Annotated in this window: 13 protein-coding genes; 6 read left to right on the top strand and 7 right to left on the bottom strand. The window is 39.0% G+C overall.

All coding sequences use genetic code 11. The features are described from left to right. Positions 1-545 precede the first annotated feature (545 nt). On the top strand, positions 546-1,421 hold the full coding sequence (locus tag BK009_RS05785) for a DUF368 domain-containing protein (protein WP_100905878.1): 876 nt from the start codon (positions 546-548) through the stop codon (positions 1,419-1,421). Positions 1,422-1,574: 153 nt separating this feature from the next. On the opposite strand, the gene BK009_RS05780 is transcribed toward BK009_RS05785, so the two are convergent. After that, positions 1,575-2,507, bottom strand: coding sequence for a hypothetical protein (locus BK009_RS05780; protein WP_100905879.1), 933 nt, complete (start codon positions 2,505-2,507; stop codon positions 1,575-1,577). A gap of 527 nt (positions 2,508-3,034) precedes the next feature. Here BK009_RS05780 and BK009_RS05775 point away from each other — a divergent pair. The 5 genes from BK009_RS05775 to BK009_RS05755 all read left to right on the top strand — a co-directional run bounded on the left by BK009_RS05775 (position 3,035) and on the right by BK009_RS05755 (position 7,414). Then, positions 3,035-3,739 (top strand): ATPase, encoded by a 705-nt coding sequence (locus BK009_RS05775; protein WP_100905880.1) that lies wholly within the window; start codon positions 3,035-3,037, stop codon positions 3,737-3,739. A gap of 253 nt (positions 3,740-3,992) precedes the next feature. Beyond that, entirely contained in the window at positions 3,993-4,565 is a 573-nt protein-coding gene (locus BK009_RS05770; protein WP_198517215.1) for a potassium channel family protein, read from the top strand. 219 nt (positions 4,566-4,784) lie between these two features. Then, complete coding sequence (locus BK009_RS05765) at positions 4,785-5,222, top strand: Lrp/AsnC family transcriptional regulator (RefSeq protein ID WP_100905882.1); 438 nt, start codon at positions 4,785-4,787, stop codon at positions 5,220-5,222. Positions 5,223-5,343: 121 nt separating this feature from the next. After that, positions 5,344-6,693 carry a magnesium transporter gene (locus tag BK009_RS05760; protein WP_100905883.1) on the top strand — a complete coding sequence of 450 codons (1,350 nt, stop codon included), beginning with the start codon at positions 5,344-5,346 and terminating at the stop codon, positions 6,691-6,693. A 91-nt stretch (positions 6,694-6,784) separates the two neighbouring features. Continuing rightward, positions 6,785-7,414: a hypothetical protein gene (locus BK009_RS05755; RefSeq protein WP_100905884.1), complete on the top strand. Its 630-nt coding sequence runs from the start codon at positions 6,785-6,787 to the stop codon at positions 7,412-7,414. A gap of 49 nt (positions 7,415-7,463) precedes the next feature. Here BK009_RS05755 and BK009_RS05750 read toward each other — a convergent pair whose 3' ends face one another. The 6 genes from BK009_RS05750 to BK009_RS05725 all read right to left on the bottom strand — a co-directional run bounded on the left by BK009_RS05750 (position 7,464) and on the right by BK009_RS05725 (position 14,889). After that, entirely contained in the window at positions 7,464-9,026 is a 1,563-nt protein-coding gene (locus BK009_RS05750) for a replication factor C large subunit (RefSeq protein ID WP_100906895.1), read from the bottom strand. After that, complete coding sequence (locus BK009_RS05745; RefSeq protein WP_100905886.1) at positions 9,027-9,992, bottom strand: replication factor C small subunit; 966 nt, start codon at positions 9,990-9,992, stop codon at positions 9,027-9,029. A 296-nt stretch (positions 9,993-10,288) separates the two neighbouring features. Continuing rightward, positions 10,289-11,683, bottom strand: coding sequence for a roadblock/LC7 domain-containing protein (locus BK009_RS05740; RefSeq protein WP_100905887.1), 1,395 nt, complete (start codon positions 11,681-11,683; stop codon positions 10,289-10,291). Positions 11,684-11,957: 274 nt separating this feature from the next. Then, positions 11,958-13,406 carry a Ni/Fe hydrogenase subunit alpha gene (locus tag BK009_RS05735; RefSeq protein WP_100905888.1) on the bottom strand — a complete coding sequence of 483 codons (1,449 nt, stop codon included), beginning with the start codon at positions 13,404-13,406 and terminating at the stop codon, positions 11,958-11,960. A gap of 23 nt (positions 13,407-13,429) precedes the next feature. Beyond that, the gene (locus tag BK009_RS05730) at positions 13,430-14,341 is read right to left on the bottom strand and encodes an NADH-quinone oxidoreductase subunit B family protein (protein WP_100909228.1); all 912 of its coding nucleotides are present in this window, start codon (positions 14,339-14,341) and stop codon (positions 13,430-13,432) included. Further along, entirely contained in the window at positions 14,341-14,889 is a 549-nt protein-coding gene (locus BK009_RS05725) for a hydrocarbon binding protein (contains V4R domain) (RefSeq protein WP_100905890.1), read from the bottom strand. Before BK009_RS05725 ends, BK009_RS05730 begins: the two co-directional genes overlap by 1 nt. Positions 14,890-14,895: the final 6 nt, after the last annotated feature.

The raw sequence follows: 14,895 nt of genomic DNA, 5'->3' as shown, positions 1-14,895 counted from the left end.
GATTGAACTTAAAAAAAATGTCTTCATGGGGAGTGAGTGGTATTTAAAATACAATAACGGGGGTGCAGTGGGTTTTGGCATGTTGGAATGGTTTAAATACTTGTTTTATTTTTAATTGGTGGTTCAGTGCTGGTAACTGTCACCTTTTTTTGGTAGTAAATATAAAAGTATTTTATTGGCCTTCAATGCCGTGTTCCCTATTGTTACTACCCTCCGCATTATAACCATATGCTCCGAAGCGGTAGCCCTGTTACCTTAGGAGTTCTGAAGTGTCTTGTTGTTTTAACCCCTTTCGAGGCTGTACTCATTTATCTTTGGTTTTAATATTTGAGCGTACTCCTTTAGCCCCCAAAAAATCAAAAAACCTAAATATACATACATTATCAAATTTCAATCTACTGAAAGATATACATTAAATAAATATTTAATTGAAACAGAAAAAGACATTAATCTAATGAGAGATAAAAAACTGAATCTAATTGATAAAAAGTCGATCATTCTATTAATCTTTTATTACTTAAGAGTGTTTTTAGGAGATTTTATTCATGCGAAAAATTGAGATTTACCGTGATACTATTTTAATATTTCTTCGTGGGTTGTTAATGGGCACTGCCGATGTGATTCCTGGAGTTTCTGGGGGCACCATGGCACTGATCACAGGTATTTACCAGAGGCTGGTTCATGCCATCAGTCAGATAAATGCCAACTTCGTTTTAGCAGCCTTAAAGGGTGATTTTGCAAAATCAAAAGAAGAAATTCTGAAATGGGATTTCAACCTGTTCATACCTCTACTTGCTGGAATCGGGGTTGCGGTTTTAACCATGTCCAAGATCATGACGGTTATGTTGTCCGTTTACACCGCCCCCACCTTTGCATTCTTCTTTGGTCTCATCTTAGCATCGGCTGGTTTCGTTTACAAACATGTGGATGAACTCAACTTTAAGAACATTGCCTTCGCGGTATTTGGCTTTGTTTTTGCCATAATATTCGTGGGATTAAACCCAATACAAGCCAATCATACTCTGCCCATCATTTTCCTGTCGGGAATGGTGGCGGTATGTGCAATGATTCTTCCAGGTATTTCTGGAGCATTTCTATTGCTCCTTCTAAACCAGTATGAGTACATGCTGGCAGCCCTGAATCAGCTTAAATTTGTTGATATTCTAACATTTTGTTTAGGGGCAGTGATAGGTATCTTATCATTCTCACGCCTCCTGGATTACCTTCTGAAAAATCACAAATCAGTGACCATGGCTTTCCTGGTGGGGCTGATGATAGGAACCTTAAGATTACCCTATGAAAAGATTACAACCTCCATGGACTCAATGATACCGGTGATTTTGGCCGGGTTATTTGGCTTTGTCCTGGTGATTGTTCTGGAAAAACAGTTCGAAAAGCATAATCTTCACTGGGAGGCTTAAAAACCTCATTAAACATTTTTTATTTAAATAAAGCCTTATTAGAATTAATTTAAATATTAGTTAATATATTTTTAGGAAAAATTAATCAAGTTTTATTTTTACAACTAGGTCCCTGAAAATTCTCCATTATCCTTCCGCGAACTTCTTACTCATCTACTCAAACTTCTTAAAACCACTGGGATTAAAACCCTGGGAAATGAGTAGCTGCTGATCCACACTCTGAAGAGGTTTTTCACTGGCAGGCGGTATTGGATTTCCATTTTTAGCTAGAATAATGCCATTTTTTTTGTTGGCCGCTAAAAACTTCCCTGCATTTCCATTAATGATAATAATGCCTTTGATCATGTCAATGGCTGTAAAATCATCGGTGTTACCATCAATAATAATTGTTCCTCCGTTTAAGAGGGCGCCGGTGTTTTTACCGGCGTTTCCATTTATTCTGGTGGTGCCATTGCGCATTAGTATCCCGGTGGAGAGATCTACATCTCCCCTTTTCACGATCTCCGCTGGAACATCTAAACGGGCACCTATGGTGTCCTTAACTGTACCGTCATTTATTATGAACTTTTTACCGGCAAACTGACAACCCACCAGTTTGTCACCACCCAATCCATTGGTGACAATATCGGTTATGCTCCTGAACTGCCTATAACCATTCTTTTGGGATTTTACCTCAACCAGGTTTCCCATAGGTTCCTTTACCTTTCCCTTAACGTAGATGTTTCCCCTGGTCATGCTGATCCCCATTCGGGTGTCAGCATCTCCTTCCACATAGATGTCCCCCACTGGAATGTCACTACCGGTTCCACCAAAGTACTGTAGATCCACACCCATGCTGGATGCCAGTCGGTGCCCGGCATCACCATTAATTCGCACATCACCCTTATTTTTCAGGTGTTCCACTACCTCACCAAAGGTTAAATCATTTCCAGGGATTTTCCAGCTGGGATCCAGTTTCTCCCCTTTGTGCTGCCAGTGGAAGTTGAATGTGAAGTCACCCAGACAATCTATCCCTTCAGTTACTTCTATTTCCAGAAGTTCCCTTTCCCTTACTGTATCTGTTTTCCGGCCGAAGATTTTAAACATAACAAGCCCCTCATCCTGTTTGCATACTCATCTTGCTTATATTATCTGGATATTCCTTAATAAAAAAACCATATTTTCTCCAAAATAATCATATTTTCACTAAAATACTCATATTATCATTTAATTTCTTTCCTCTAAATTTAAAATCTCAACTCATTTCTACGCTGGGTATCCATTACTTGGGAAAAAGGGAACAACTACTGATATAATTAATTTTCCCAAATATTTCCCGGACATTTAATCTCTGTTCCTCTGAAAAATCCTATAAATCCAGTTCAAGAAGATCATCACGGGAATTATCATCTGTCCAATTTAATCTCTCGATAATTGTCAATTTACTCAAATCTTTCACCCATTCATGATATCATTCCTTTAAAAATTCCTCTTAGAAGATCATATTTACTATGAACATACAATTATTTTAAAGAGATTAAATCATTAAAGTGAAGGATTTAATGATGGATAACATTTTAATTTGAATTTCAAGTCAATTTACTAAAACTAGTCGGATTGGCAGGATACAAAATATGATAATGAAGCAGAATGTGATTAAATTCCTCCAGAAAAACGGTGTGGAAACTCGATTTGTCAGCATAGTTGATGATAAGGTGTATATTAATAATCTGAAATTATCCAGGTTTTCACGTAAAAAGGAGGAATTGTTCCGGGATAACTTCCCGAATTTCGAGGTTAGAAGGTCCAAGGTCTTCCAGAGGATCTGTACCCGTGCTTCCCGTGTGCTTAAAAATGCACTGACTCCCCATGATAGAATACTCCTCATTAGTCCGGAAAATTGTGTAGATTTAACATTGTATGCTGTTCTGGAACCCTACACGCGGAAGTATGGGGTGGAGTTAATTATTCCGGATAATGGGGTGGATGAATTTAAAGAACCGGATCTTGAGGGGGAAAATGGTGATATTGATGCAGTGGCACTTCCACTTACCCTTGACGAAGAAGTGGAGAATATATTGGCAGCCATGCTCAATGGAAAAAAATTAAACCTTTTAAGCTCCCAATCTGAGAAAAATGGAGTAAAAATAATCTATCCTCTCAGTAATATTCCATTGTCTTGGATAGAGTCTTGGATAGATATTGAAGGTTTTAATTGTGATTTTGATGATAAACCTGGGCTCCCCAGGGACATGCTGGAATTTTTGGAGGGTTTTATTCCGGATGTACGGGAGAAAATGATGAGTTCTGCTGGTTATCTTTTGGGGGAAGATGATTAGGAGTGTGGACTTATTACATCCCTGCTTTAAAAACCTATAAGTGTTTATCGGCCTTTATTAGAAAGCTCAGGGATATTATCCCAATTGAAATCCCAATATTACGTTATTCATTCAGATCTTAGATCAGTGTTTAAGTATCTCCATTGGAGAAATTATGAAAAGGTTTTTAAAGTATTCATATTATAGTTTATTAAACCTAGAATATTCTGGAGGATGAACGGTGCCTAAAAGTATTAAGGACATTTTAATTGAAATGAAGAATATGTCCGAATTAATGGTGGATTTAGCATATTCTGCACTACTTTTTAATAGCAAAGATGCTGCAGAAGAAGTTATAAAACTTGAAAACAAAGTGAATAGGCTTAACTACCAAATTAAGAAAGAATCCCTCCTCGCTGCAAGGACAGTGGAGGATGCTGAAAAATTAACAGCTCTTCTCGAAGTAGGGGAAGCTGCAGAAACCATAGCAGATTCAGCAAAAGATATTGCAGACCTGGTTTTAAAGGACATGAGACCTCATCCTGTATTTAAAATGGTTATGGAAGAGTCAGATGAAGTTATAATGAGGATAAAAATATCTGAAGGTTCAGAACTAATCGATAAAACGTTGGGGGAGCTTTTACTTGCAACTAGGACTGGAATGACTGTTATTGCAATTAGAAGAAATGAGTCCTGGATTTATGGGCCCGATAGAAATACCATGCTTTCTGCCGGTGATACACTTATAGCTAAAGGAAACGAAACAGGCCGTGCTCTACTCATAAAACTTGCAAATGGGGAAACTAAGATAGAAGATCTTGAATATGAAGAATTAACTGAAGATTAGATACATTATTTTTATTTAAGTAATTATTAATCCATTTTTTTGGAAGTATGGGAGCATATTTTTTCACAATACTTGCGGATAATTTATTAGAATTTTCTAAATCGTGTGTGTTAATTTAGAAAAATACTCATTTTTACTAGAATTTTTGGTAATATTCCCAAATCTTTATAAGTACTGTGGATATATTTTATTTTGTATTATGATAAGGTGTTGGAAAAAATGGATGATGTAGATTTAGCTATACTCCGTTCCTTAATTGAAAATTCGAGGATTACAATATCTCAAATGTCAAAAGAAATTGATATTCCCGATGCAACCATATCGAACCGGCTTAAAAAGTTGGAAAATAACGTAATAAAACGTTATACTTTGATACCTGATTGGCAGAAAATTGGTCTGGAAATAACTTCCATAATCATTATTCAGACTGAGTCTGAAAAGCACGAGTTTGTAAAAGAGGAACTTTCAAGGCTTAAGGAAGTTTCAGAAGTTTACAGTGTTTCCGGAGAATATGATATTCTAATTAAAGTCTGGGTAAAGAGCATTGAGGATTTAAATCAATTAATTAATTCAAAAATCCGTTCAATTGATGGTGTTGAAGATTTGACTGAGATGATAGTAATGGAACGAGTAAAAGAGGACATTCCATCACTTTAATGGAAAAATAAGGTAGAAATGTCGGAAAATCAGATTACACTTAACAAGTACAATGATTTAAGATGTTTATTTGAATTTTATTTAGTTAAATTAGCCCATTCTGTAATTTTAGGGTGGTTAGGTGAAATGGACGGAGAAACTAGTGAAGAAGATTGGCGATATAATCCATATCGTTCTAAACTGGATGGCAAGATTATCAGTCCTAGTTTCAAAAAGGTCTTTGAATACTCTCCAGATCCCTTTCATCATAAGCGGTAAGATTACTAACTTTTTCAGAGATTTTTCAAGGGTTTTAGGTGAAACATTCACCGCTCTTTTCATATGTGCTATTGGGGATTTAATAGCAGGCATACTTCTAAGTGGAATGACAAACACACTGGAAATGCTTCCTGGGCTTCTTGTTCTTATTCCTGGTGCAATTGGGATGAGGGGTAACATATTTGGTGCATTAGGGTCAAGATTAGGTTCAAACCTCCATATTGGTACTTTAACTCCAGAATTAAAGAAATCACCAGTATTAAATCAGAATATCATTTCTGCAATGATTTTAACCATTATAATGTCAATTTTCCTTGCATTTGCAGCTAAGGGTTTTTGTATTCTCCTAGGATTTGAAAGTATCAGCATCGTGGATTTCACACTTATTTCCGTACTTGGAGGAATTTTTTCAGGTGCACTGCTGTTACCGGCAACAATTTTAATTTCTATAAAAAGTTATGAAAATGGATGGGATCCTGATAATGTAACCACACCGTTAATTGCAGCTTCAGGAGACCTTTTTACTATTCCATCAATCCTTTTAGCGGTACAGATATTATTATGGATACGGAATGGATATGTGGATACAGTTTTATTTGCAATATTTATTATAATTGGAATTGTGGGCTTTATCTATGGGATTAAAAGCGGAAACCATCTTAAAAAGATTATTGTGCACAGTACTCCCACACTGTTTTTATCCTCCTTGTTTGGAACAACTGCCGGTACAATTTTAAACGGCAGTTTTTCAACTATTTTAAGTAATCCCAGCATTCTGGCTTTGGTACCCTTATTTTCAGGCGAAAGCGGAGACCTGGTAAGTATTTTAGGGGCAAGATTATCCTCTGGATTACACATTGGATCCATAGAATCTTCATTAAAACCTACAGAAGGTGCATTAAGGAACTTTGCTATAATCATAATCCTGGCAATAATTATTTACCCCTTAATAGGAGTTTTAGCTTACTTTGGATCCCTGGCTATTGGTGTAGAATCAGTTGGACTTGCTAAGATGGTCTTTATCAGCACATCAGCAGGATTGATGCTCACACCAATCATGCTTTTAATTGCTTTCTACCTGAACACTATTTCCTACAGAAAAGGTCTTGATCCCGACAACATAGTCATACCATTATCCACCAGCATAACTGACCCTGTTGCCAACACCTTCCTGGTGATGATGGTGATGTTTACATTAGGTCTTTCATTTTAAGCGGGTAATTTATCAAAAGTGGGAAATTAGATTAGAACGCTGAACATAAATAACATAAACTCAAATTTTAGATTAAAACAAGAGTTTTATAATGTCTACAAGTGGTTTTTTTGGGACTTCGAATACAAAAAAACTAATAGGAATGGGGCATATGGAAAAGTTTAGGATGTTGTGGGTTAGTATTTGTCTTTTTATAGCTGTATATGGTTTTATTTCTGGTTATTTGCATCCCTTTGAAGCTTACGGTACTGATAATGGTTTTTCTTACAACAGTGATTATTTATCCTTTTCCCATAATTTTCTCCATGATTTTGTACATATCAACAAGCTTGATCCTTCTTATAACAGTTCTTATAATTATTCTTACATAGTATCCGCTAGATTTATCAATGGTGACCAGATTGTAGTTTATAGGCCCATTGATACCAATTTATCTGCCTATGAAGAGGCTCTTAAACTGGAACCTAAAAATATTGGAAATCATAGTGCAGATTACACTGTTGATACCATTCAAATAGCAAATAACACTGGTTATAAAATCGATTCTTTGAATTATTACAGCGGATTTAATGAAGGAGAGTTCGTATCTGAGTCAATTGACATAGTATTTGTTAAAAATGGAAAATTATATCAAATAAGTTTCTTTTCATCTGAGAAAGATCATCTAAATCAGAACCAGGCAAATATGGATAAGATTGTAAACAGTTTTACAGTCTATTGAGAATCCCAGATTATAATTAATAATGAAATAAGAAAAAATAGGGAAAAATTTATTGAAAACTAAACAAAGATGTTTGTTTTCCCTTTTCTTTGGATTCAGACTTTTCAGAATCACTTTTAGAATCACTTTTATCCTTAGATTCCGCACTTTTACTTATTTTACCCTTCTTGGTTTTAGTACTGGTCTTTGGATCTTTGGGAGTGATTGGGGTTTCAGAGTCATTTGTTTTTGAAGCTTTCTTAAAAGACGAATCTGTGTTCACTACAGGGTCATTTTCTGTCACTGCAGTCTCTGAGGGTCTCTTTGAGGAGGGGTTTTTAGTGGATTTTGTTGTTTTTGGGTTAGTTGTTTTGGTTTTACTTGTTGTTTTAGCCTTAGTTGCCTTTTTAGGTTTCTGCTTTTTAATTTTCCTGCTTCGGAACTGTTTTACCTCGGCATCTTCCAGGTCAAAATAGTCTGCCAGATCCTGGGCCAGTTCATCACCCTGGAACATTATCTCAAAGTAAGGGAAATATTCAATGGCCACCTTCCGGGATGTGTGCATTTTAGCTCCCATTTTGGTTGCTACTCTGTCTCTGAGATCCCTTTTCGCCCGGTTTTTAGACAGTTTACTGTAAAATGTGGAGCTGGCGTATCTGCTAAATTTTTTATAGGTCTCATCCTTGGCCAGGGCCACCCCCACCCCCATAAGATCGTAGGTATACTTCCAGTAACCATAATGTCGGGTGTGGAAAGCCCTACCCAGGTATACGTCGGCTTCGGCCACTGCATTATAAGCTTTTTCAATCTCTTCTGCCTTTTCATACTCCCGGGGGATGTTCTCGGTTATCTGTTCCAGGATGAAACCTGGATCCGCCTCCAGGCGCAGGGAATCCTTGATCCGTCTGGGGTTTTTGCTCTTAAGTACAGTGCGCACCGAGTCAAAGATGTTGTTAATATCATCTTTTTCGGCTATGGCTTTCAGATCATCAGAGGTGATGGAATCTTTTCCCTGGGCAATGACTTGCAGATCGTTAATTGCAGACCTGAGATCTCCACGTGATCTTTTGGCCAGTGTACGAAGAACGTGTTCTTCAAAATCGACTCCTTCCTTGACACATATCTTTTTTAAAAGTGCTACAATGGAGTTAGTGTGCACTTTACGGATTTTTATAAGTTGGCATTTGGATTTAAGGCCCTGTATACGTTTACTGTAAAGGTCGTTGGCCATCATGATCATGGGATGATGACCCTCTTTGATGATCTTATTTATGGCCCGTATACCACCACGATCCTCATTACCATGGAGTCCGTCCACTTCATCCAGGATTATAAGTTTAAGGCCGCCCTGGCCAAAGAGAGAAACAGAAGCGGATGCTTCCCCAATGGTGTTCATGATTATATCATATGATCTCTTATCACTGGCATTGAGTTCTATGTGGTCTGAGAACTGCTGTGCAACCAGATGGGCCAGGGTGGTTTTCCCGGTGCCAGGTGGCCCTACTAGTAGCAGGCATTTCTGGGGCTCGCCATGATCCCAGTTTTCCAACCAGTTTTCAATCTCTTCAATGGCCTTTTTATTCCCCAGAACATCTTTCATAGTCTGGGGACTGTACTTCTCAGTCCACAACATCTAATCTGCCTTTTCCTTTGGTAAAAATTTGGTCAAAAGAGCTTCTAATTGTATTCTAGGATTGGCACCTTCCCTTATCCGGAAATCATATTCTCCAATGTGTTCCACCAGATTTATGTAATTTTCACTTGCGATAAGATCATCCATGGCCATTCTGGAGACTTCCTGATAAACCTGGGTTACCATGTCTTCTCCACTGGTTCCCTGAACCACCATGACCTCCCTTAAAAGGTCACGAGCGTCCATGAAATCTCCATCCAGTGCCATGTTCACGATCCGGCGAACATCTTTGGGTTTGGCTTTAGAAACTACATCGTGAACAGTTTCTTCAGTCACCTCCTCACCCATAGATGAAGTAGACTGCAGGATATTAACTGCCCGACGCATATCTCCCTCAGCGAAATAAACAATGCTTTCCAGTGTTCCAGGGGCATAATTAACTTTTTCGGCTTTGGCGATTATTTCCAGTCTCTTTATGACTTGGTGACCCTTGATGGGTGCGAACCTGAATATGGCACACCTGGACTGTATGGGATCGATGATCTTGGAAGAATAGTTACAGGAAAGGACGAATGAGGACGTTTTGGTGTACATCTCCATCTCACGACGGAGGGCATGCTGAGCATCTTTGGTCATGTTATCCACTTCATCCAGGAATATAATCCTGAATGGAGCTCCAACTGCTTTTAGTCGGCAGAAACTTTTAATGTCTTTACGCACAGTTTCAATACCCCTGGCATCAGAGGCATTCAACTCCAGAAAGTTCTGTTTCCAGTATTCACCCAGCATGGCTTTGGCCAGTGCAATGGCGGTGGTGGTTTTTCCCACCCCTGCCGGGCCAGTGAACATTAGGTTAGGCATGCTCTCCTCGTTTATGTACTGTTTAAGTCTTTGTATAATGTGATCTTGACCCACAACATCATCCAAGTCTTGTGGTCGGTATTTTTCCACCCATGGTCCGTTCATGATTATCACCGTTTTTGTTTTACTACAGAAATTTTTGTGAATGTAATATGACTATTGGTATGTAATTGGTATTTTAAAAAGTTTTGAAATTTTAACATTATAGGTTTATTAACCCCTTTGATGTGTAAATTTATTTGATTTATAAAAAGAGTTTATAAAAATCTTTATAAACTGCTATATTTAGTTTTGATAGGTTGTTGTGTTTAAAAGAGATTATTTGGATTTTAAAATATTGGTTTACATCATATTGGTCTTATAATGATAAAGATTTCCAACTTACAAAGGGATTCCATTTATTAAGCGAATAGATGGGCTATTTCAGGATGCATACTTTGTTTTATGTTTAATTCATCCATTGCTTTGCCATACGATTTTTTAATTTCATGGAATTCTGGCCTTACCATGCCTCTAAACGCCTCGTAACCCATTACTCTACCATAATTTTCAGTTATGACTTCGATGATACGGTTGAAATCCTGGATGAATATTTCTTCCCTTTCAGGGAGTGGGATTTTTTCTGCATTTTTCTTGATCTGGGCAAAGTCAATGGTGGCATTACTCTTTAAATCCACATTCCCCAGGAGTCTTTTACACTTTTCGAAGGGCAAGAATTGTTTGGTAAGTCCTCTGGCAGGAGCAACTCCCATGATCTTGGCTGCACCCATGGCCATGGCCAGGAATATTGATTCATAAATGTCTAACAGGAGTTGGGAACGTTTTTCAAGGTCATCAGGTACTTCAACATGTTCCGGTAATGAGGGAAATGAGATAGGTGGTTTGACTGTGGGTATACCTGGTTTAATTTCTTCAATTACTTCTTTAACTTCAGTTTCAGAAGTTTCCATTTCACTTTCAACTTTTGTCTTCGTATCCTGGGGTAGAGGTTCCTCAGCAGAAGGTCCGGTAATGGATTCAGTCATATCTGTTATGGGTTCTGCAGTTATTTTTTCAGTTCTTTCGAATATTGATTCGCCAACTGATTTTGGGTTGCCTTCTTTCACATGTTTCTCAGTTAACACACTTGATTCGGCAACCACCTTATCTGGAACTTCAACTTCTCCAACAGGGGTTTCTGGTATTTCAGAGGTTTCGAGGGCCTGATCATGAATTTTTCCAGTAATTGGTTCTTTCGTTTTTATGTCGTGAGCTTCTTTAGTTGTTATCTTCACTGGTTTTACATCTGCAACAATAGTTTCGATTGAGGATTCTTTGGTGGCAACTTTTTCAGCCACGGGTTCATCTGTTGCCAATGAGGGTACTGCCTCTTCAAATTGCACTTTTTCAGGAATTGGAATTTCTTCTGGAGTTTTTAATGCAATGTCCTGGGTTAATTCATGTATTTTTGGGGATGCTCTTTTGGCATTCACCAGAACCATACCCACGTTAGCTGAGTCATGCATTAAAATGATTAAATGAACATTTCCCAGGCCTAAAAAGAGTGCTTTCCCTCCAGATGACTCCACTAACACTCTTTCCATTTTACCCTGGCCAGATGAGTTTAAAAGTCTAAGGGATGAGCTGGAAATAACTTGGGACATGGGGCCGAAAAGATTTATATCCACATCAACCCGTAATTTGTGGTGTAATATCCGCCCATCACTGGCCACAATAAGGATACCCTCCACAGCAGTGGTTTTATCCAAGTCTTCAGTGGCCTTTTCCAGTTGCATCTTCAAACGGGTGTCAGTCATTGGATCACAAAATTTAGTAAAGAAAACATAATTCTATCAAATATTCTTACTGTAACTTTTTATATGCTTATCGTTTTTTCCATTGGACTTTAAAAAATAAACTTCTATGAAAGGATCCAGGGGTATGATCCCATATCTTGATAATACGAATCTAATTATGGAAGTTTTATGCTTATTACTTAGTTTGTTTTTTATTTTTAAAATAAATGGTAATTTTTAGGTAAATAAATATTACGGATAAAAAAATAAAGAATTTTGAGGTTTAAGAAAGACCTCAGAGTAAATGTTTTTTCAGTAGTTGACCTTCACTGTCGTAGATATCCACTGCTAGTGGTGAACTTCCATCAATGGCGTGGGTTGCACAGGAAAGACATGGGTCATAAGCCCGTACAATCATTTCCAACTTGTTCTTAAGCCCCTCTGAAACATCTTCGCCGTGGATCATCTGTTTAGCAGTTTCCCTAACTCCAATATCCATGGATAAGTTGTTCTGGCCAGTGGAAACGATCAAGTTGGCTCGGTTAATGAATCCTCCTGCATCGGTTTCATAATCGTGGATTAGGATCCCTCTGGTGGCTTCAATCATTCCCACACCCCTTTTGGTTTCACTGGATTCTTTGGCTTCTTCCTTGGTGATTAATGGTTCGGAAAGTTGCTGGCGCAGGTCAGTACCGGTTATGCTGTCATCTTCCAGGAGCTGTACTGCTCTTTCAGCAGCATACATCAACTCGATTAATCGAGCGTAATGGTACAGTAGAGCATTTTGTGCAATTCCATACTGATCTTTGTATTCACCGTAAAGGGCGGATGCCTTTTCAGTAGGTATGTTGTCAGCTACGTTTAATCGTGCCAGTGGACCCACACGGTAATTACCTTCAGGGAATCCAATCTGTTTCAGATATGGGAATTTCAGGTAGGACCATGGTTGAACTTTTTCCTCAATGTAGTCCAGGTAATCAGCGGCTGCAAATTCGTAAACCTGGTTACCGGATTTATCAATGATTTTGGCCGGCCCATCGTAGAACTCAATGGAACCACCATTGGACAGCGCTCCAAAATGACTTTCTACAGGTCCTAATGCTTCAATTGCTTCACTGTACTGAACAAATAATGGTTTAGCTACTTCAACACCCTGTTCTATTAGGTTTACCGCGTCTTTTGCTTCTGCCAATAACTGGGCCTGTTGTTCGGATGTTATGCCTCTGGATTGTCCGCCAGGTATGGCAGTTACTGGACTTATGGGCTTACCCCCCACAACTCCGGTTATGGATTGTCCAATTTTACGGGTTTTTATGGCCATCATAGCCAGTTCCGGATTACTTTTCAGGATCCCTATAACGTTTCTCATTGCGGGGTCTGATTCAGGACCCATAACAAGGTCTGGGGCGCCTAAGAAGTAGAAGTGGAGTGAATGGGAGTGAATGTATTGTCCCAGGAGCATAAGTTCCCTTAGTTTCTTGGCAGTTTCTGGCGGTTCCAATCCAAATACCATGTCAGTGGCTTTGGCTGCTGCCAAGTGGTGTGCAGTCTGACATATACCACATATTCGTGGTGTTATCCGTGGTGCTTCTTCTACGGCTGCACCTTCCAGGAATTTTTCAAATCCTCTGATTTCCATAACATGGAAATGGGCATCTGCCACGTTGCCGGCATCGTCAACCTGCACAGTGATCTTGGCGTGACCTTCAATCCGACTTACTGGGCTAATTTCGATATTTTTCATAATATCACCATTTAATTTTGACTTCACTTTTTAACCAGTTGAGGGATGAGTGAAACCTGTTTGTCCTCCATGGTTTTGCTTCCAATCACGAATCCGTAAATGATATGTCCTATATCATAAAGCTGTTTTTCAACGTCTTTTTCGGGCATATTAGATACGTGGGAGATTCTTTTGATTACTCCATTGTAGATATCGTGGCTTGGTTCTCTTAAAACATCCAGGGATGGCCCTCCACATCCGTGACAGGGGACTCCTGCTTCGGTGCAGAGACCACCACAGCGGCCTAAAGTGACTGAACCAAGGCATATATATCCCTGACTCAGGAAACATTTCCCTGGTTCGGGGTTACCTTCAATTCTGCGGTGTATTGTATCAAATTCCACGTGTTCCATTTCACGTTGGCAATCCGCACATACACTTTTTTTGGGAACATCCGGTGCTTCATTATTTACAAGTGGTATGAGAATGTCGTGGGTGAGTTGTTCTTTGGGTGGGCATCCTGGTATGAATCCATCAATTATGGTGAAGTCGGCTGCCGGGTGGACAATGCTCAAGAGTTCTGGAACCACTTCATTGGGGAGGGGTGCGGACACTGTACTGGGGTTGTCAGAGTATGTACGTGATGTGACTTCTTCTGAGGTGTAAAGATCAGCCATACCGGTTATACCACCGTAGCAGGCACAGGTTCCATAGGCAATGAGGTATTTGGATTTTTCCCGGAGTTCTTCCAGTCTTTCCTTGTTTTCAGCGTTACGGACAGAACCAGAGACAATGGCAATGTCAATATCATCTGGCACTTCTTTGACATCCATTATTATTGGAGCATATACTATTTCGGCCTGATCCAGTAATTTCACCAAGTCTTCGTGAAGGTCCAGTATTGAAATTTCACATCCTGAACAGCTGGCCAGGGCTTCTAAGGCTATTTTAACCATTATTTACCACCCCATTTAATGGTGAGGGTTTTAAGGCATGCGTTGGGGCCTACGTGGTCTATGTCCACTTTTCCTTTGATATCCATCACTTCTTCCACTGCTCCAACCATGTAACCGTATAATAGGTAACATAGTGGTCCTTTTTGTGGTAAACCTGTTCTTCGGAGGGTTTGCCTGACAACGCAGTCCCTGAAGAGAAGTTTTACAATAGTTTCATCTCCTTTTTCGATGGTGTAATTTTCCTGTCCGGCTGGTTTCCACATCCTATAGTAAAATTCATGTCCCAGAACTTCACCCATCTCATCCATGGCCTGTTCCAAGTTGTCGGTTTTTTCCATCATTTTCGCGGCATCGTGGCCCATTCTTTTACCTGCCTGATAAACAATGGCGTTGGCACCTCTTCCTGAAACCTGTTCCAGGGCACTGGACATGGATCCCATGAATTTCATTAGCACGTGCAGTGCATCTTCATAGTCATCTATGTCTCCACCAGTTTCCTTAGGAATTAATTCAGGTTTAAATGTTCCTCTAACTTCTTGTATTGCCATAATAAT

Source organism: Methanobacterium subterraneum, assembly GCF_002813695.1.
Classification (GTDB): Archaea; Methanobacteriota; Methanobacteria; order Methanobacteriales; family Methanobacteriaceae; genus Methanobacterium; species Methanobacterium subterraneum.
The sequence above is the reverse complement of the archived record's forward strand: the minus strand, read 5'-3'. Positions and strand labels throughout refer to the sequence as shown.